22 protein-coding genes are annotated in these 17,363 nt (G+C 51.3%); 18 read left to right on the top strand and 4 right to left on the bottom strand.

Annotated elements, in window-relative coordinates; genetic code table 11:
* Positions 1-47: 47 nt before the first annotated feature.
* A complete protein-coding gene (gene pruA / locus LQV63_RS17530; protein WP_233697694.1) occupies positions 48-1,595 on the bottom strand; it encodes an L-glutamate gamma-semialdehyde dehydrogenase in 1,548 nt (515 codons plus the stop codon).
* A gap of 30 nt (positions 1,596-1,625) precedes the next feature.
* Positions 1,626-2,546 (bottom strand): proline dehydrogenase family protein, encoded by a 921-nt coding sequence (locus tag LQV63_RS17525; protein WP_233697693.1) that lies wholly within the window; start codon positions 2,544-2,546, stop codon positions 1,626-1,628.
* Between the two features lie 298 nt (positions 2,547-2,844).
* On the opposite strand from LQV63_RS17525, the gene LQV63_RS17520 reads away from it, so the two are divergent.
* The 11 genes from LQV63_RS17520 (at position 2,845) to LQV63_RS17470 (ending at position 10,781) form a co-directional block, all read left to right on the top strand.
* Complete coding sequence (locus LQV63_RS17520; protein WP_233697692.1) at positions 2,845-4,140, top strand: sigma 54-interacting transcriptional regulator; 1,296 nt, start codon at positions 2,845-2,847, stop codon at positions 4,138-4,140.
* Between the two features lie 87 nt (positions 4,141-4,227).
* Positions 4,228-5,547 carry a purine/pyrimidine permease gene (locus tag LQV63_RS17515; RefSeq protein ID WP_233697691.1) on the top strand — a complete coding sequence of 440 codons (1,320 nt, stop codon included), beginning with the start codon at positions 4,228-4,230 and terminating at the stop codon, positions 5,545-5,547.
* A 39-nt stretch (positions 5,548-5,586) separates the two neighbouring features.
* Entirely contained in the window at positions 5,587-6,054 is a 468-nt protein-coding gene (locus LQV63_RS17510) for a DinB family protein (RefSeq protein ID WP_019424212.1), read from the top strand.
* 52 nt (positions 6,055-6,106) lie between these two features.
* Positions 6,107-6,271 (top strand): hypothetical protein, encoded by a 165-nt coding sequence (locus tag LQV63_RS17505; RefSeq protein WP_233697690.1) that lies wholly within the window; start codon positions 6,107-6,109, stop codon positions 6,269-6,271.
* A gap of 9 nt (positions 6,272-6,280) precedes the next feature.
* Complete coding sequence (locus LQV63_RS17500) at positions 6,281-6,790, top strand: GNAT family N-acetyltransferase (RefSeq protein WP_019424210.1); 510 nt, start codon at positions 6,281-6,283, stop codon at positions 6,788-6,790.
* An 18-nt stretch (positions 6,791-6,808) separates the two neighbouring features.
* A complete protein-coding gene (locus LQV63_RS17495) occupies positions 6,809-7,597 on the top strand; it encodes an APH(3') family aminoglycoside O-phosphotransferase (protein ID WP_233697689.1) in 789 nt (262 codons plus the stop codon).
* A 192-nt stretch (positions 7,598-7,789) separates the two neighbouring features.
* On the top strand, positions 7,790-8,002 hold the full coding sequence (locus tag LQV63_RS17490; protein WP_233697688.1) for a hypothetical protein: 213 nt from the start codon (positions 7,790-7,792) through the stop codon (positions 8,000-8,002).
* 177 nt (positions 8,003-8,179) lie between these two features.
* Positions 8,180-8,599: a DUF2500 domain-containing protein gene (locus LQV63_RS17485; protein ID WP_233697687.1), complete on the top strand. Its 420-nt coding sequence runs from the start codon at positions 8,180-8,182 to the stop codon at positions 8,597-8,599.
* A 35-nt stretch (positions 8,600-8,634) separates the two neighbouring features.
* Positions 8,635-9,126, top strand: coding sequence for an NUDIX hydrolase (locus LQV63_RS17480; RefSeq protein WP_019424206.1), 492 nt, complete (start codon positions 8,635-8,637; stop codon positions 9,124-9,126).
* A gap of 246 nt (positions 9,127-9,372) precedes the next feature.
* Positions 9,373-10,305, top strand: a complete 933-nt coding sequence (locus tag LQV63_RS17475; protein ID WP_233697686.1) for an alpha/beta hydrolase — start codon at positions 9,373-9,375, stop codon at positions 10,303-10,305.
* Positions 10,302-10,781, top strand: coding sequence for a GNAT family N-acetyltransferase (locus LQV63_RS17470; RefSeq protein WP_019424204.1), 480 nt, complete (start codon positions 10,302-10,304; stop codon positions 10,779-10,781). The genes LQV63_RS17475 and LQV63_RS17470 overlap by 4 nt, the downstream gene beginning before the upstream one ends.
* A gap of 62 nt (positions 10,782-10,843) precedes the next feature.
* Here the strand turns inward: LQV63_RS17470 and LQV63_RS17465 are convergent, their stop codons facing one another.
* Positions 10,844-12,361 carry an ABC transporter permease/substrate-binding protein gene (locus tag LQV63_RS17465; RefSeq protein ID WP_233697685.1) on the bottom strand — a complete coding sequence of 506 codons (1,518 nt, stop codon included), beginning with the start codon at positions 12,359-12,361 and terminating at the stop codon, positions 10,844-10,846.
* Complete coding sequence (locus tag LQV63_RS17460; RefSeq protein WP_233697684.1) at positions 12,358-13,332, bottom strand: ABC transporter ATP-binding protein; 975 nt, start codon at positions 13,330-13,332, stop codon at positions 12,358-12,360. The genes LQV63_RS17465 and LQV63_RS17460 overlap by 4 nt, the downstream gene beginning before the upstream one ends.
* Before the next feature lie 272 nt (positions 13,333-13,604).
* Between LQV63_RS17460 and LQV63_RS17455 the strand changes: the two genes are divergently transcribed.
* The 7 genes from LQV63_RS17455 to LQV63_RS17425 all read left to right on the top strand — a co-directional run bounded on the left by LQV63_RS17455 (position 13,605) and on the right by LQV63_RS17425 (position 17,301).
* On the top strand, positions 13,605-14,171 hold the full coding sequence (locus LQV63_RS17455; RefSeq protein ID WP_019424201.1) for a GNAT family N-acetyltransferase: 567 nt from the start codon (positions 13,605-13,607) through the stop codon (positions 14,169-14,171).
* Positions 14,172-14,219: 48 nt separating this feature from the next.
* Positions 14,220-14,615, top strand: coding sequence for a hypothetical protein (locus LQV63_RS17450; protein WP_157259751.1), 396 nt, complete (start codon positions 14,220-14,222; stop codon positions 14,613-14,615).
* Positions 14,616-14,673: 58 nt separating this feature from the next.
* Positions 14,674-15,306, top strand: a complete 633-nt coding sequence (gene yqeK, locus LQV63_RS17445; RefSeq protein WP_233697683.1) for a bis(5'-nucleosyl)-tetraphosphatase (symmetrical) YqeK — start codon at positions 14,674-14,676, stop codon at positions 15,304-15,306.
* A 26-nt stretch (positions 15,307-15,332) separates the two neighbouring features.
* Positions 15,333-15,863 carry a GNAT family N-acetyltransferase gene (locus LQV63_RS17440; RefSeq protein ID WP_233697682.1) on the top strand — a complete coding sequence of 177 codons (531 nt, stop codon included), beginning with the start codon at positions 15,333-15,335 and terminating at the stop codon, positions 15,861-15,863.
* Positions 15,864-15,882: 19 nt separating this feature from the next.
* On the top strand, positions 15,883-16,434 hold the full coding sequence (locus tag LQV63_RS17435) for an HAD-IIIA family hydrolase (RefSeq protein ID WP_233697681.1): 552 nt from the start codon (positions 15,883-15,885) through the stop codon (positions 16,432-16,434).
* A 294-nt stretch (positions 16,435-16,728) separates the two neighbouring features.
* Entirely contained in the window at positions 16,729-17,097 is a 369-nt protein-coding gene (locus LQV63_RS17430) for a VOC family protein (protein WP_019424196.1), read from the top strand.
* 114 nt (positions 17,098-17,211) lie between these two features.
* Positions 17,212-17,301: a GNAT family N-acetyltransferase gene (locus LQV63_RS17425; RefSeq protein ID WP_267934093.1), complete on the top strand. Its 90-nt coding sequence runs from the start codon at positions 17,212-17,214 to the stop codon at positions 17,299-17,301.
* Positions 17,302-17,363: the final 62 nt, after the last annotated feature.

Genomic DNA, 17,363 nt, shown 5'->3' with positions numbered 1-17,363 from the left:
CTGTCGTGCAGGTGAGAGTACCGTTCATAAGAGATAGAAAGAGTTCGTTACCATTTCTCTGATACGAGCTTCGCTTGCGTGAACAGAAGCAAGTAATCGCGTCCGCCCGCCTTGGAGTCCGTACCAGACATATTGAAGCCGCCGAATGGATGCACACCAACCAGTGCGCCCGTACATTTGCGGTTGAAGTATAGGTTGCCGCAATGCATGCGTTGTCTGGCGTACTCCAGGTGTTCGCGGTTATGGCTGAACACTGCGCCGGTCAAGCCATATTCCGTATTGTTGAAAATATCAATGGCCTGCTTGAAATCGTTAGCCTTGCATATGGCAAGCACCGGACCGAAGATTTCTTCCAGCATGACGCGCGAGGTCGGTTCGACATCGGCGAAGACGGTCGGCTGAATATAATAGCCATTGCCTTCCGCAATGTCTCCACCGGCGACTAGGCGGCCTTCCGTTTTGCCGACTTCGAGATATTCTCGAATCTTGCCGTATGCATTCGCATCGATGACCGGACCGATGGCGAAGTTCTCATCGGCTGGACCTACGGTAAGCTGCTTTGTCTTCGCAATGACGAGCTCCAGCACCTCGTCGTACACCGCTTGATGAACGATTGCGCGCGAGCCTGCACTGCATTTCTGCCCTTGGAAGCCGAAGGCTGACTGGACGATTGCGGTTGCGGCTTCATCCAGGTTCACCGACTGGTCGACGACGATGCCGTCCTTGCCACCCATTTCCGCAATAAGACGTTTGATCCAGATCTGCCCCTTCGCAGGCTTCGCGATGCGTTCATTGATGCGTAGTCCGACATCGCGTGAACCGGTGAAGGATACGAACCGTGTCCGCGGGTGATCGACGATGAAGTCGCCAATTTCACCGCCGGAGCCCGGCACGAAGTTGAGTACGCCCGCAGGCAGTCCGACGTCCTCCATCAGTTCAACGAATTTCGCTGCGATGACCGGAGCAGTGGAGGCCGGCTTCAGCACGACTGTATTGCCGGATACGATGGCTGCGCATGTCATGCCGGCCATGATGGCGAGCGGGAAATTCCACGGCGGAATAACAACGCCGACGCCGAGCGGAATATAGGTAAGCCGGTTATCCTCTCCCGGAAGCGGCGTCAACGGCTGCGGACCGCTCAGGCGAATCATTTCACGGCCGTAGAATTCCAGGAAATCGATCGCTTCGGCTACGTCTGCATCCGCTTCGGCCCAGTTCTTGCCCGCTTCGTATACGAGCCATGCCGCGTAATCGAATTTACGGCGGCGCATGATGGCAGATGCCTTGAACAGGTAGCCTGCGCGTTCGTCAGGGCTAACATACTGCCATTGCTGGAAAGCGGCATCCGCCGCGGCAATCGCTTGATCGGCCAGCGTCGAATCAGCCTGCGCCATCAACCCGACGACCTGATCGGTGTTGCCGGGGTTAATCGACGTGCCGAGCTTCTCCGTCGTTATTTTCTCTCCATTAATCGTAAGTGGATAAGTACGGCCAAGTTGTTCTCCGATCCGCTCCAACGATTGTTGCATCGCTTTGCGGTTTGCCTCCTGCGAGAAATCAGTGAACGGTTCATTGCGGTATTCTACCATAGTCATAATTGCGCCTCCTTCAAATGATTGGATGATTTATGATTTGAACATGGACTTCACGACAAATCCGACGTTGGCCGGACGTTCTGCCAGTCTGCGCATGAAATAACCATACCAGTCGTCACCATATGGGACATACACGCGCATCGTGTAGCCTTCATCTGCCAGCTGCTGTTGTGCCTGAGTGCGAATACCGTATAGCATTTGGAATTCAAATTGTGAGAGAGGAATGTTGTTGGCTTTTACAAAGGTCTTGACGGAGTTGATGATGTTATCGTCGTGGGTGGCAATGGCTGCGTAATCTCCGTTCTTGAGATGCTGTTCAATGATCCGGATGTAATTATTGTCGACGTCTTCCTTCTTCGGGAAGGCGACTTCGGGCGGTTCCTTGTAAGCGCCTTTCACCAGTCTTAAATTCGGCTGGTACCGGTGCAGCTTGGTGATGTCCTCCTCGCTCTTATACAAGTACGCTTGAATGACAAGGCCAATCGTGCTGCCGAACTCTTCGCGGAGCTGGCAGAACAGCTCGATAGAGGCTTCGTTATGCGCGTAATCCTCCATATCGATGCGCACAAAATTATCGTAGCGTGATGCGGCCTCGAGAATGGAGCGCATGTTGCTGAGGCATAGGTCGCGCGAAATGTCCAGGCCGAGCTGTGTCAGCTTGAGCGAGAGATTGGCCTTGACTCCACTAGCGGCAATCTCGTCCAGAGTGCGAATACAATATTTCATGGATTCTACCGCTTCGTCCGTCGTGGAAATGAATTCGCCCAAATGATCCAAGGTCACGACAATGCCTCTATCGTTCAGTTCTCGCACGGCTGTAATCGCTTCCGAAATTTGCTCTCCGGCAACGAACCGCTTCGCGCCGAACCGCAGCCCGTATTTCTTGGCGGTGCGATTGGCCGTCCTATTCTTCGAAAGAAATAGAAATGCATTTCTCATCAGACTTTCCATGTCCGAAATGCTCCTCCCGCGAACAAAAGTGTTCAAAAAATATACACATATTCTATTTGTGATTAATTATAATCATATAAATTTGGAATTGTAAACACATTTTTTAGAATGATATGGAAATCGGGCGTTATCATGCCAGCAGCCCTGTTGTCTTTTTCGTTGCATTTTCAGAAGCGGTTTGCCATAATTTAAGAAAATATTAGAAGTGTATGTTCAAAAAGTGAACTTTTCAGCACCGGGAAATATTGTGCTCGAGAGGGCGCTTGTTGAACAGCCTCTAGAAAAATCGGTGGTTCGAATGATTCTACTACAAGAGATGCAAGCATTTCTCGAATGTTTGCTGCAGACGACGAACGATGCGGTCTCTATTATTGATACAGAGGGGAACGTCATCTATTGGAATCCAGCAGCAGAGAAAACATACGGAATTGACAGTGGAGAGATTATTGGCAAAAAAATCGGTGATTTCTTTCAGAGGGAATCCATTATGCTCTTTCAAGTCATGGAAGGCGGCCGAGCGGTCCGCCAGGTGTACCATGAACCGCGGCCGGGCATGCACGTCATGATCAATGCGGCGCCGGTGTTGAGTACGGATAACACGCTTATCGGCGCTATTTCGATCGAGCGCGACGTGACGCAATACGTGAAGCTGAGCGCCGAGATGTATAGCAACCCAGGGGAACGGGAGCTATCTCCCGAGGTGTTCTCGTTCAAGCCGGAAGATTGGAAGCATCTCACGGCAGCAGGGCGGATGGCGACTCCGCTGCTCCTTATGGGAGAGCCGGGCGTCGGCAAGAAATCGCTCGCCGAATGGCTGCATCGGCACAACGAGTGCGAGGGGAATTTCGTGTCGGTCAGCTGCAGCGCCGTTCCGAGCGGCTTGCTTGAAGCGGAGTTGTTCGGCTACAACGGGGATGAGGAGCGTGCCGGGAAGCTGGACCTAGCACAGCAGGGAAGCATCTATTTGAAGGATATTCACGTGCTGCCGAAGCGGCTGCAGGAGAAGCTGGCGAATGCGATGCATGATCGGCGCTACTATCGCTCAGGCGGCTCGGCGCCGGTGCCGCTCCAATGCCGAATTGTAGCTTCCGTAGCGGAAGAGGCTTCAAGGGAGCAGCATGCGGAGCTCGTTGAGGAGCTATATTATTCGTTCCAGATTCAGCATCTCTTGCCGCTGCGGGAACGAACGCAGGATCTTCCTGAGTTGTGCCGTCTGTTCTTGGCTGCGGCGTCTGACAAAGCGGGAATCCCAGTCCCCGTCCTGGGCTCTGATGCGTTGGCCGCCTTGACTGCATTTGATTGGCCTGGCAACCTGCCTCAGTTGGGCAATGCGATGGCTTATGCCGTCATTGCCGCGCAGGATAAGGGCGAGATTACGGCACGGGAACTTCCCGATTATGCGCGTCTCATGACGTTGACGGATTTGACGCAGCCCGAGCTGCCATTGAGCGCCCATTCAGAGGAGATGGAACGTGCGCTTATCTGCGAGACGCTTCAGCGGACGAAGGGCAACAAGGCGAAGGCCGCTCGCCAGCTCGGTATTTCCCGCGGTGCGTTATACTATAAAATGAAGCAGTACGGGCTGGATTCATAACCTTCACTGTGCTGAAATTGTCCTACTTGAACACGCACTTAGGCATAGCTTCATACCATTTTATGTAGAACACAGGTGATAGACATCATGAAATTGTTTTTTTCATCGTTTCAGTGGGTCGTTTTTATTTTGGCAGGAAGCTTGGTGGCTCCGCTGGCGGTAGGCCATGCATTCGGTTTTGCCCCAGAGGAGATTTCAAGCTTCATGCAGCGCACCTTTTTGCTGATTGGAGTGTCTGGTTTGCTGCAGACCTTGTTCGGCCACCGGTTTCCGATTATGGAGAATCCGGCAGGCTTGTGGTGGGGCGTGTTTTCCGTCTATGCGGGTCTTATCGCTTCCGGTACTTTAGGACTGGACGCCGGATTGAAGCAGCTGGAGATGGGGATGTTCCTCGCGGGCATCATTTTCGTCGCCATCGCTTTGCTGCGCTGCACAGAGGCCATCACGAAGCTGTTCACTCCGTTGGTCGTCGGAACCTACTTGCTGCTGCTCGTCGCGCAGCTGAGCGGTTCATTCATGAAAGGGATGATGGGGATCGGTTATTTGTCCTCCGATCAGATCAATCTACGGGTGGCGATTCCCGCGCTCATTACTCTCGTCATATCGATGCTCTTGCCGCGCAGCTCCCGGCCATTTCTCCGCAACTATTCGGTTCTCATCAGCCTATGCATCGGCTGGCTGCTGTTTCTCGCGCTTGGAGTGACCGAGCCGCCCGCATCTTCGGGGACGTGGTTCGCCGCTCCGCAGCCATTCGCTTGGGGCATGCCCGAATTCGACGTTGGCATCGGGGTGACGGCGGTCTTTATCAGCTTGCTGCTTATCACGAACATGATGACCAGCATCCGGGTCATGGAAGGCGTCATGAAGGACGCAGGGAAGCAGCAGCAGCCGATCGCTTATAATCGCACGATGCTTATTATGGGCGCCAATACGACGTTGGGCGGAATCTTTTCCGCCATGGGCTGCGTGCCGATTTCGGGTACGGCCGGATTTGTAATGGCTACGCGGATCTATCAGCGGCTACCATTTATTATTGCTAGTATTTTTATGATGGCAATCAGCTTTTTTCCCGCGTTGACAGCCTTTTTCTCCTCGATTCCGATGCCTGTCGGGTATGCGACTATTTTCATTCCGTTCGCTTCCATGATAGGGATCGGCTTGAAGGAATTTCAGGCAGTGCCAATGGATGACCGGAACCGGTTCATTGTCGGCGTATCGCTCATGATCGGCATCGGGTGCATGTTCATTCCTGCTTCAGCGGTAGGCGAGCTTCCCGGTATGCTCAAGACGTTGGCTAACAACGGCATAATACTGGGAATGGTGTTGTGCATTGCTATGGAGCAAGGCAGCCGTCTCCTCGATAAGAGAAAGGAAAACCGGACGGAAAAGGCATCAAAAACGGTGTAACGTTTCATTTATTTAAGACCTCCATGAGGAGATGATTAGTTGAGCCAGCTAGTAGATACCGTATTTCACCAATTGGATATTGCCATTCGTTCGGTCCATCACATGATGGACCAGTTGACGGAGGAGGATCTCACGAAGCAGCCGATTCCAGATAAACGTTCGATTCAAGAGATGGTGTCCCATATCGCCCTTATTTGCCAAGCGGACTGGCTTATTATGAACGAGGCGACGCAGGAGCAGATGGATGAGTTCTACCGCCTTCATACCCCTAATACACTGGAGGAAATGAAGAAGGCGCTGCGCGGGCATCATGAAGATTTAGTCCAAGCCTTTTCAGGCTTTACGCTCGAAGAGTTGCTGGAAACGAAGACATCCTATTGGGGTGTAACGTATACTCGATATGAATGGCTGCTCGAAGTGCTGTGCCACGTTGTCCATCATCGGGGGCAGCTATATACGCTGCTGTGCGAGCATGTGGTAACACCTAAGGTCGTGCTGTTCGAGTAAGATCAGATAACCGGGAGGGTGTCCCGGCGATGACGCGGCGGGATTGTTATATGTGCCTCTGAACCGATGGGATATCCTGCAGCAAAGCGCTTCCTTGGCGGAAGCGACCGAAGAAGGGTGCGATTTCATCGAGGCTTACCCGCTAGAAAAGACGTTGAAGCTATTCGTCCCAGAGGATGGAACACTGCGGACCGTTGTGCAAACTCTAATGAAATGAGATGATGTCATGACTGCAGAAGTGGAATTGAAGGAGCTGACGATTCAAGACGGCGCGGACATCTACGACATGCTGCAGGAGATCGGGCCGGGAGAGAGTGGATTTGCCAATAGCGGATATGGTGTGCCTGCCGATCGTTTCCGGGCATATTTGAAAAAATATTGGCGAATGTCCCACGGCATTAATCTTCCGCCCCAATATGTGCCGCAAACGATATACTGGCTATATGTGAACGGCAGACCCGTCGGATACGGCAAGCTGCGGAAATATTTGAACGATTCTTTGCTGGAAAGGGGAGGGCACATCGGATATGTCATCCGGCCTTCCGCACGCGGCAACGGATATGGCACCTTGTTGCTTGGAGAGCTTGTGGGCAAAGCCCGAGAGAAGGGGCTCCTTGAAGTATTAGTTACGGTTGACGAGGATAATGTTCGTTCGAGAAAGGTAGCAGAGGCGAACGGAGGCCAGCTGGCCGAACTGAAGGAAGGAATTTGCAAGTATTGGATACGCAATTCGTAGAATAGGAGTGTCCCGGATATGATGAAAGAGATCGCATTTCCTGATGCGCTGCTGGAGCATATAGGCGAGAATGACTGGGTGCAAGACAGCATCGGCATGTCGGGCGCACGTGTGTTTCAAGTGCAGACGCCTGCTGCTGAAGCCGCCTATTTGAAAGTGGCCCCCAGCGGTTGGGAGACAACGCTCGCATCGGAGAAACGCGCGCTGGAATGGCTGCAAGGCAAGCTGCAGGTGCCAGAGTTGCTCTATTACGAAGAAACGAACGGCTATGACTTCTTGCTCATGTCTGTGGTTGAAGGTGACATGTGCTGCTCTCCGGCTCAGCTGTCCCGACCAGAAAATACGGCGCGTTTGCTTGGGGCGGGATTGGCGCACTTCCATCGGGTCGAAACGCAGGAATGCCCGATAGATAATCGGTTGGATCGCAAGCTGGCGGAAGCCGAGAAACGGCTTCTGGCGGGACTCGTCGATGAAGAGGATTTCAATGAGGGCAATCTGGGCAAGTCGGCAGCACAATTGTATCAACAGCTCGTGCAAGAACGTCCGAACGCAGAAGATATCGTGTTCACGCATGGAGACTACTGTCTGCCGAATATTTTACTGCGTCAAGGAAAGATTAGCGGCTTCATCGATTTGGGCCGATGCGGATTGGCGGATCGATACCAAGATATTGGCATTGCGATACGCAGTATGATGCATAACTTCGGAACGGATAAGTATAGGCAGCCGTTTCTGGAAGGATACGGAATTGAAGCGGTGGATGAAGACAAGGTGAATTACTACATTTTGCTCGATGAAATGTTTTAAATTGTTTTGACCGAAGGGGGAGATAGCATTGAATGTACATATCCATCAAGAACCGTCAAGCTGGGGTGTGAATACGAGCCATCGCTTCATAACATGCGGCTCCGACTCTTTGGTCGTGCTGTTTCCGGGAAAACAATATTCATGTGAGCTACCCGTCCTATACTAACGCCTATACAAGATGCGATTCCTTACATGCTTCACTCTTCTGGCAGTGTCATTTACGGTTCGAAGGATCCGTTGTTCGGTGAAGAAGAACACCGCCAGATTATGGTCAACGACCAGTTGCAGATTACCGTCATTCCGGATGCTGATCATGCGATGGAAGCCAGCGGCACGTGTGAATCGCTCGACATCATATCTCGTATCGCCAAGCTCTATTCAGACGCGTTGAAAAGAAAGGCGTAATAACCCAGCATAGAAACAACAGTCAGCCCTGTTCCGTTTGGAATGGGGTTGTGTTGCGTTGAAAATGTTGTTAATCTTTTCCTCTGCATCGTATATAATGAACGTGCGCGCTCGCTTCACAACAGCCCGTTCCATACTAATGAGCTCGTGAGCTCATTTTTTCATAAGGAGGTCAACATGAACTTCTCGTTCTCGCCTTTTCCCCCTAGTCCCATGGAAAGTTTTATTACCACGATTATCCCGCTAGGCTTCATAGTCGTATTTGGAATTATTATTTTCAGCTTGATTAAAGGAATCTCCCAATGGAGTTATAACAATAAGCAGCCGCTGCTGGCCGTGGAAGCGATCGTCGTAGGCAAGCGGACGAAGATAAGGGATCATCACGCCCATGATGGAGATTTTCATCATCATACCGTCACGTTGTATTACACGACGTTCGAAGTGGAGAGCGGGGACCGGATGGAGTTTCAGATCAAGGAGCGGGATTTCGGCATGATGGCGGAGGGCGATCGCGGCAGACTGACCTTTCAAGGCACACGGTTTGTAAGCTTTGATAGAAATGATAAATTTAGAGGCCACAGCATAGCTGAGCAATAATGCCGGTGTCACAGATGCAGAGGAGGAACCAAAAGATGTGGTACGTCAATTCAAGGGCGATTATTGAACGGAACAATCAACACGGCGTGGAAATTGTTGTCCAGAACCGCTCAAAGCCGGATCAACCGGCCACCATCGAGCTCCCTGGAGGCAGAATCGAGCCATACGAATCGTTGACAGAAGCGCTCCGCCGCGAAGTGAAAGAAGAGACCGGTCTGGATATCGTCGAAATTGAGGGATATGAGACGAAGGTGGATACAGCGGGCATCGAATCGGAGTTCGAAGTGGAATGCATTCGGCCGTTTGCTGCTTATCAGACCATCCGCGGACCATTCGATTCGGTTGGATACTACTTTCGCTGCAAGGTGTCAGGCACGCTCTTGACATCGGGAGATGGGACGACGAATGTGCGCTGGATACCTGTCGATGCTTTGCGTGATATGATGCGGGAAGATCCGCTGCAATTTTCAAGCGTGGACAGAGCCGGCATCCTATTTTATTTGAAACATCTGGAATCGAAGAATTAATATCGGAGGCGGTATCATGCCGATTAATTTCCATAACTGAAGTCTGAAGGCAAGTTATGCGACTCGGGTTGCGGATGAGGCTTGGCTCGAGCAAGTCCGATGGACGTTCTGGATTGCGCGGAAAGAAATGAAAGCGATATTAAGTATAGCCAAATCATCCTGAAGGCGATATGCTTTAGATGAGCAATTGGTGCGAATGCCGTATTGCATACCATGAGATTGACGTGACATAAAGGGTGATCTAACATGTGGCTATTCATAATTGCGGCAGGAGTTATTGTCCTGCTGCTGATAGGAATCACGGCCGTAAGCCGCCATGCATTTCGGCAGGTTACGCTGTGGGAGAGAAGCTCGCTGGACAGCGCTTATACGACGGTGGAAGGCTTCGGGCTGTTGACAAGAGCAGAATTCGAAGGCATTCCGAAGGAAGATGTCAGCATTATGTCCAAGGACGGACACACGTTAAGAGGCTACTATATCGAGCGATATCCGGAAGGTAATAAGGTCATTATTCTCGTACACGGCTATACCGCGAATCATATCATCTCGGCACAGTTCATCAGCCTGTTCGCAGATGAAGGATTCAATGTTCTGCTCATCGATCAGAGAGGCCATGGCCGCAGCGAAGGGACGTATGCGAGCTATGGCTTCCATGAACGTGACGATTTAGACGCTTGGGTGGAATTTGTAAGGCGGCGCGCAGGCAAAGACGCATTAATTGGTTTGCATGGGCAATCGATGGGCGGCGGGACGGTGCTCATGTATGCCGGTATCAGCCAATACGTGAAGTTCATTATTGCGGACTGCCCTTATTCCGACATGGAAGAGCTGATGAAATATCAATTGAAGCAGCTGAACCATGTTCCGTTGTTCCCGTTTATGGGCTTGCTGGACCGAAGCCTGAAGAAGACAGCGAAGTTCTCGATGAGACAGGTGAAGCCGATTGATGAGGTGAAGGATAAGGATATTCCGCTGCTCCTTATACACGGGAATAAGGATACGTTCGTGCCGACGCAGATGAGCGTCGATATTCATAACCAGAAGCGAATTGGATTAAGCGAGCTATTAATCATCGACGATGCGATCCATGCCAATGCCTACCCGACGAATAAGGAACGATATCGGGACAAGGTGCATCAATTTTTACAACAGGTATTCGAAAAGGAGTCAACAACATGAAGCAACAAGAGCTAGTGTTGCAGCTAACCATTGAACCGGTACATAAGGGGAATTGGGAGACGGCGCTCGACTTGGAAGTTCATCCTTCCCAACGGGAATGGGTGCCGACCGTCGCGGAATCGTTGGCATCCGCCTACATTCGCCCGGATGACGAACAGATCGATCCATACGCAGTATATATAAACGGCGTTATGGTCGGATTTTTCTATTATTCGTATACTCCGGGCAGCCGCGATAATTATTGGATTTGCGGTTTTTTTATAGACAAGGCGTACCAAAGACAGGGATATGGAACGAAAATGTTTGCGGCATGCATGAATGAACTGCGATCCCAATTTCCCGAGTGCAGCGTCATTCAGTTGACCGTTCACGAGGACAATAAGGTCGCGCAGCGCTTTTACCGGAAACGCGGATTTCATGATACCGGCATTGTGCGGGAAGAAGCGCGAGAAATCGTGTATCAATTAACTCTTTAACGAAAGCTATCAACGTAATAAAAAAACAAGGCAGAGCTGGTCAGCTCTGCCTTCAAAATGGATTATTTCAATATCCCCGCTTGCTGCAGGAAGTCTCGCGCTGCCTCTTCGGCAGGAATGCCTCCCACATTCACGTCATAATTCATTTTCCGCATTTCTTCATCCGTTATTTTACCGGAGAGCTTATTCAACGTCTTCTCCAGCTCGGGATATTTCGTGAGCGTCTCCTTACGCATGAGGGGAGCGCCTTGGTATGGAGGGAATAATGATTTATCGTCTTCGAGCACCTTAAGCTCATATTGCTTCAGCTCGCTATCGGTTGAATAAGCATCGATGAGCGTGATGTCTCCCGTCTCGACGGCGCTGTACCGCAGCTTCGGCTCCATCGTGACCAAATTCGGGAACTGTATGCCGTACAGCTGTTGAATCCCTTTATATCCATCTTCCCGATCGGAGAATTCGAGCGTAAATCCTGCCTTTAAGTTCGAGGCCATCTGCTTCAAATCAGTAATGGTATTCAATTGATATTGTTCAGCGGTAGCACTTGGCACTGCCAATGCATACGTATTGTTGAACTCCATCGGCTGCAGCAGGACCATGCCGAATTGATCTGCCATGCCCTGCTTCGCCTGTTCGTACACGTTGCTGCGATCCGTGCTGACGGCTTCCTGTTTCATGAACGTCGTAATCGCTGTACCGGTAAACTCTGGATAAATGTCGATTTCACCGGCTTCCAGCGCATTGAACACGAACGATGTCTTGCCGAAGCCAGGCTTCACTTCTACCTTCAAGTCAGTGTCCTGTTCGATTAATTGCTTATACATTTGAATCAGAATTTCCGGCTCTGAGCCGAGTTTGCCGGCGATGACCAAGTCTTTCTGGCCAGACCCCCATGCAAAGGGAATCCCGATGAAGAGGATAGCGGCCAGCAAGGCAATTCCGACGAATCTCAACGATCCTTTCTGTGACAGCCGTTCTGCGAGCCGCAGCATGACGTCGAACAGCAGCACTAAGAGCGCGGTTGGAATCGCGCCCAGCATGATAAGCATGTTGTCGTTGCGATCGATGCCGAGCAGAATCAGCTTTCCTAGCCCGCCTGCTCCGATTAACGCGGCCAAGGTTGCTGTACCGACGATTAACACCATGGCGGTTCGTATTCCCGCCATCATGACGGGCAGAGCGAGCGGAAGCTCTACGCGCAACAGACGCTTGCGATGGTTCATGCCCATGGCGCGGGCGGCTTCGATTAGCGCCGGATCGATTTCTTTAATGCTCGTGTACGTGTTGCGCAGTATTGGAAGCAGCGCGTACAGCACAAGCGCGATGATAGCCGGAACCTTGCCGATGCCGACGAGCGGAATGAGCAATCCAAGCAATGCGAGTGAAGGAATCGTCTGCAGCACGGCGGACGTGCCGATAATCGGTTCGGCCCATTTCGGATGCCTGGTTAAATAGATGGCCACCGGAATCGCGATGAGGATGGCAAACAGCAAAGCGATAAATGAGATCTGAATATGCTCGAGCAGGGCGTTCAAGAGCTGCTCCTGACGTTCGATAAAAGTGCTCCATAATCGACTCATCCGATTCCCCTCGCTTCCATCCGCTCAGCTAGAAATTGGACGACCGCTTGCCGATTGACGGTTCCGACCAACTCTCCGTCTTGTTCGATGGGAATGTCATCTTCTTGCGCGAGCCGCGACAGCATCTCGGATAACGAAGCCTGGGAAGAGAGCGGTGCCGCATCATTTGATAAGCATTCTGCTTCCACTTTCTGCAATACTTGTTCCAACGGCAATATATCGTCTGTCATCGCTGAGACAGGCGCAGCAGCGCGGGCTCCTATGAAGTCTCTGACGAAGTCGTCGGCGGGATGCTGCAGCACCTCCTGTGGCGTGCCGCATTGTACCACCTCGCCATCCCGCATGAGGCAGATGCGGTCTCCCAGCGCGAGCGCCTCCTGCATATCGTGCGTCACGAAGACAATCGTCTTCCGAATGCGCTTCTGCAGATCGGCGATATCCCGCTGCAGCTGCTCGCGGCTAATCGGGTCGAGCGCGCTGAACGGTTCATCCATGAGTATAATGTCCGGATCGGCTGCGAGCGCGCGAACGACCCCCACCCGCTGCTGCTGTCCGCCTGATAACTCATGCGGCTTACGGCAGCGGTAGGTGTCGGGATCGAGGCCGACCATATCCAACAGCTCGTCAACGCGTTTGCGAATATCGTCCTTACTCCATTTTCGCAGATCGGGCACGACGGCAATATTTTCTTCAATCGTCATATGAGGGAACAGAGCGATCTGCTGCAGCACGTAGCCAATATTCCAGCGCAATTCGTACAAGTTGTAATCGCGGATATTCTTGTCATGGATGAGAATATCGCCATCCGTCGTATCGATAAGCCCATTAATCATTTTCATCGTGGTCGTCTTGCCGCATCCGCTTGGGCCGATTAGCACGAAAAATTCTCCTTGCTCAATATGCAAATTCAAGTCGTCTACGGCCTTGGTGCCGTCGGGATACGTCTTGGATACATGGTTGAATTCAATCATGGTTCACTCTCCTTAAGCTGCCGCCGGCGGCAGTTCGTTCACTTGTGACATGAAGGCGGGCAGAGGTGTACATCAAATTAAATATAGTGGATTGAAGGTGGAAAAATACGTGATACGAAAAAATGACTTCATGTCTACATACCGCAAAAAGGGTTGAAAAAAACATTTTATCGAATGTTAGCTAGGAATTATAGTGTTTCAAAGAGAATTGAAAGATATGGAAGACGTGGTTGTGTAGAACACGTGATCAGAATACAAGGAGACCATGCATCATGAATGAGAGAACAAACATATTTGCCGACTTAGAAACGGATCGATGTGCCCTGAGACAGGTGAATGCAGAGGATGCGGCGTTTATTTTGCGCCATTTCGGAAGCGAGGAAGTATGCCAGTTCCTGTTGGATGAGGAACGGTACACGCATATCGATCATGCGCACGAATTGATTGAGTGTTACGCTGATCCAGATAGCAAGGGGCATAATCGCTGGATGATTCTGAATAAGGATACAGGTGAGCGTATGGGCACGTGCGGCTTTCATGGTTGGGACAGAAGGAATCTAGCAGCAGAAATCGGCTATGACTTGAGCCCTGAATATTGGGGGCGTGGTTATATGAGCGAGGTGCTGGCGACCATGCTTGCCTTTGGCTTCGAACGGATGGGTCTGAATCGGATTCAGGCTATCGTATATCCGGACAATGAGCGCTCGGCACTATTGCTGCAAAAATTTTATTTTGTAAGGGAAGGCGTTATCCGCGACAAGCATTTATACCTGGGCCAATTCTATGACCACGATTGCTATTCGCTGCTAAGAAGAGAATGGACCGGGAGCCAACAATAAGCTGTTGTCATCATAGTAACGATGAACCAGCGTTAACCGAGGGATCCTATGAAAACGGTTCAACTAGGGGTTGTGCTGCTTATGTTGTTTATGCTAACTGGCACAATCATCTACAAAACATCCGACCAATCCGCACCGCTGCAGCTCTCCGAATCCATGAAGGATACGTATCGCTCCGTGGCGTGGCACAGTTTGAACGAAGCTGAGCAAGTCGGCGTTATCAATCATTGGAAAGAGGCGGACGTCTCGTTCCGCAAGAATGAACATCTTATGATTTTTCCGGTAGGCGAAGCACAGGCGCATATTTTCGAAAAGATAAGAGACAAGGTCGAACAGTGGATTACGGTGACCTTTCACACCAATCATGATGAACGGCTCAGGCCGATTACGGTCGTTATTCATCCGGGCAGCGGGGAGGTCGTCGGATACGTAGCACGTTTTTGACCACTCAAAGTGCATGTTCAAAAAGGACTTGTTGAACAATCATCGGAGGTTGACGGAGATGCATGTCATATTGGAAGCATTGGCAAAGGACATGGAATTTACAGGGGATACGGAGCGCGATATGCGTCTTTTTCTAGAGCTGCATGGCTGCCTGCAGACAGCTGACCATTGCTTCGACGTAGCGCAGGAAGCACAGCGGATTGCGCACTTATATGGCGCGGACCCACAGGCCGCCCTGCTGTCAGGTTATTTGCACGATATTAGTGCGGTCATTCCCAACCACGAACGCATCGCTGTGTCGCGCAGCTTAGGTCTTGAAGTGCTGCCAGAGGAAGAGACGTTCCCAATGATTATTCATCAGAAGCTGTCACGGGTTATAGCGGAGGAGCTATTCGGCATTCGTGACGTGAACGTATTAAGTGCCATCGAATGTCATACGACGTTGAAGTCGGGCGCCTCCTTGATGGATAAAATCTTGTTCGTTGCGGATAAGCTGGCGTGGGATCAACCTGGAGCTCCACCGTATCGGGAGGCAATGCTCAACCAGCTTGATGTATCATTGGATGATGCGGCCTTCGCATATATTCATCATCTATGGCAGCAGCGAGAGCAGTTAAAGGTTGTTCATCCATGGCTTAAAGCTGCTTACGATGATCTGGCACATCAATTTAAGGCTACTGGAAGCCTGTAAAGCTTCAATTTATAGGGAGTGAAGGTATGAACAGTATGGACAGCGTCATTACGATTGTTCCTTTTCACGAGGAAGCGCAGATTCAACAGCTTCAAGATGCGTTTGCGGGCAGAGGCATAAGCCGGCCGGAAGGATATTTCGAGAAGTGCTTCCGCGAAAATCAGAACGAAACCCGTTACTCTTTCATCGGTTATGTGGACGGACAGTTGGCTGGGTGCGCGCACTTGAAGATTCAGTCCGATTACCCGCCGTTTCAGGAGCGGGAGATTCCCGAAATCAACGACTTGAATGTGTTCCCGGCCTATCAGAGAAGGGGCATAGCAAGCAAGCTGTTCGATGAATTCGAATCTGTCGCTGCCTCTCGCACGGGACGCATCGGCGTCGGTGTAGGATTATTCCAGGATTACGGGAAAGCGCAGATCATGTACTGCAAGCGCGGATATGTGCTGGACGGCAATGGCGTCCATTATGATAACGTTCGGGTCGAGCCGGGGGAGATGGTGCGGGTGGATGATGATTTGGTGCTTTATTTAGTGAAGGAATTGAATAAAGATTAACATGGAGGATCTGAGCCTAATGAAGCCGATTCAAGCGGTATTCCTTGACAGAGACGGTACGATTGGCGGAACGGGTCATTTCGTTCACCTGAATGACTTTCAGCTATACCCGAATTCAGCCGCAGCGCTCCGGCTGCTGCGGGAAGCGGGGCTGCTCGTGTTTGCGTTTACGAATCAACACCGAATAGCGCAAGGACAGGCCAGCGTGGAGCAATTCGAGCAGCAGCTCGCTTCCTACGGGTTCCACCGAGCTTATATTTGCCCCTACGAGGCAAATGATGAATGCGAGTGCCGCAAACCGCTCCCGGGTATGCTGCTGCAAGCGGCCGCCGACTATAGGGTGGATTTGACCCGTTGCGTCGTTATCGGCGATGTGGGGGATACCGACATGCTGGCTGCCGATGCGGTCGGTGCGATGAAGGTAATCGTCAAGACGGGCTGGGGGAGCGGCTCCTTGGGTCCGTATCGGGAGAGATGGGCTGGAGTGGAGCCCGATTATGTTGCTGAAGATGTAATGGATGCAGCCGAGTGGATATTACGGCAGCAAGCGGACGTTGGACCATACCACTGAGTGCTTGGGCGATGCGGGAAGCGTTTACGACTGACCAAGGGGGATAGTGATTGGAAAGGCCGAATGGATAGAATAGCGTCTCTCCAACCTCTCCAATATTCTGGGGGAAGTAACGAAGCCGTATCAAACTCGAATTAAGAAATTCAATAGTTCACGAGACGGCTCTAATTCTGCTGTCTGCGCCCGAGGCGACGCAGTTCTATCCGAAGCTGGGATTCGAACGGTCGGAACGCGCCTATATCATTCCGCGTAAACGATAAATACCGATGTGCATGTACACGAAGGAGGGGGAGTATGTCTTTTTCCTATTCAGGCATCCACCATGTCCAATTGGCGGCGCCTGCAAATTGCGAAGACACAGCACGGCATTTCTATGGGCATGTGCTGTGCATGACGGAGATCGAGAAGCCTAGTAATTTGAAAAAACGGGGCGGCGTCTGGTTCGTTTGCGGCAGCCAGCAGGTCCATATCGGTGTGCAGGAGCCATTCGTGCCTGCGAAGAAAGCGCATCCCGCTTTTGAAGTGAAGGGGTTGAGGGCGCTGCGCGAGCATGTGCTTGCGAACACTATCGGCATTGTAGAAGATGAGCCTCTGGAGGGATACCATCGCTTCTACTTGCTGGATCCGTTCGGAAATCGGTTGGAATTTCTCGAAAGAGCGTGATGCTATGAGATTGTGACGGATCTTGAAGTCCGCAACCGGGGATTTGGAGAACATGTCGTGCTCAACCTGCTGCACTGAGTCTGAGGCAAGCGGCACGGCGCCGAATATAGCTATTTGCTCGTCGTGCTGGGTAATGCGCCGGCTATCAAACTATATGACAAGATCGGTTATGAAGAGATTTATCAGTATTGGTATCGTGTGTAGGATTGAAATCGGTGAAATCGGGATAAATAGCTACTCACATCATCGAAAGCATTGTAGAGGGA

This window comes from Paenibacillus profundus, assembly GCF_021369635.1.
Lineage (GTDB): Bacteria > Bacillota > Bacilli > Paenibacillales > Paenibacillaceae > Paenibacillus_B > Paenibacillus_B profundus.
Note: the sequence above shows the minus strand (reverse complement) of the source record. Positions and strands in the feature narration are given on the sequence as shown.

Coding starts and splice junctions, on each gene's coding strand:
- pruA (WP_233697694.1), bottom strand. CDS start 1,595: ATGACTATGGTAGAATACCGCAATGAACCGTTCACTGATTTCTCGCAG.
- LQV63_RS17525 (WP_233697693.1), bottom strand. CDS start 2,546: ATGGAAAGTCTGATGAGAAATGCATTTCTATTTCTTTCGAAGAATAGG.
- LQV63_RS17520 (WP_233697692.1), top strand. CDS start 2,845: ATGATTCTACTACAAGAGATGCAAGCATTTCTCGAATGTTTGCTGCAG.
- LQV63_RS17515 (WP_233697691.1), top strand. CDS start 4,228: ATGAAATTGTTTTTTTCATCGTTTCAGTGGGTCGTTTTTATTTTGGCA.
- LQV63_RS17500 (WP_019424210.1), top strand. CDS start 6,281: ATGACTGCAGAAGTGGAATTGAAGGAGCTGACGATTCAAGACGGCGCG.
- LQV63_RS17495 (WP_233697689.1), top strand. CDS start 6,809: ATGATGAAAGAGATCGCATTTCCTGATGCGCTGCTGGAGCATATAGGC.
- LQV63_RS17490 (WP_233697688.1), top strand. CDS start 7,790: ATGCTTCACTCTTCTGGCAGTGTCATTTACGGTTCGAAGGATCCGTTG.
- LQV63_RS17485 (WP_233697687.1), top strand. CDS start 8,180: ATGAACTTCTCGTTCTCGCCTTTTCCCCCTAGTCCCATGGAAAGTTTT.
- LQV63_RS17480 (WP_019424206.1), top strand. CDS start 8,635: ATGTGGTACGTCAATTCAAGGGCGATTATTGAACGGAACAATCAACAC.
- LQV63_RS17475 (WP_233697686.1), top strand. CDS start 9,373: ATGTGGCTATTCATAATTGCGGCAGGAGTTATTGTCCTGCTGCTGATA.
- LQV63_RS17470 (WP_019424204.1), top strand. CDS start 10,302: ATGAAGCAACAAGAGCTAGTGTTGCAGCTAACCATTGAACCGGTACAT.
- LQV63_RS17465 (WP_233697685.1), bottom strand. CDS start 12,361: ATGAGTCGATTATGGAGCACTTTTATCGAACGTCAGGAGCAGCTCTTG.
- LQV63_RS17460 (WP_233697684.1), bottom strand. CDS start 13,332: ATGATTGAATTCAACCATGTATCCAAGACGTATCCCGACGGCACCAAG.
- LQV63_RS17455 (WP_019424201.1), top strand. CDS start 13,605: ATGAATGAGAGAACAAACATATTTGCCGACTTAGAAACGGATCGATGT.
- LQV63_RS17450 (WP_157259751.1), top strand. CDS start 14,220: ATGAAAACGGTTCAACTAGGGGTTGTGCTGCTTATGTTGTTTATGCTA.
- yqeK (WP_233697683.1), top strand. CDS start 14,674: ATGCATGTCATATTGGAAGCATTGGCAAAGGACATGGAATTTACAGGG.
- LQV63_RS17440 (WP_233697682.1), top strand. CDS start 15,333: ATGAACAGTATGGACAGCGTCATTACGATTGTTCCTTTTCACGAGGAA.
- LQV63_RS17435 (WP_233697681.1), top strand. CDS start 15,883: ATGAAGCCGATTCAAGCGGTATTCCTTGACAGAGACGGTACGATTGGC.
- LQV63_RS17430 (WP_019424196.1), top strand. CDS start 16,729: ATGTCTTTTTCCTATTCAGGCATCCACCATGTCCAATTGGCGGCGCCT.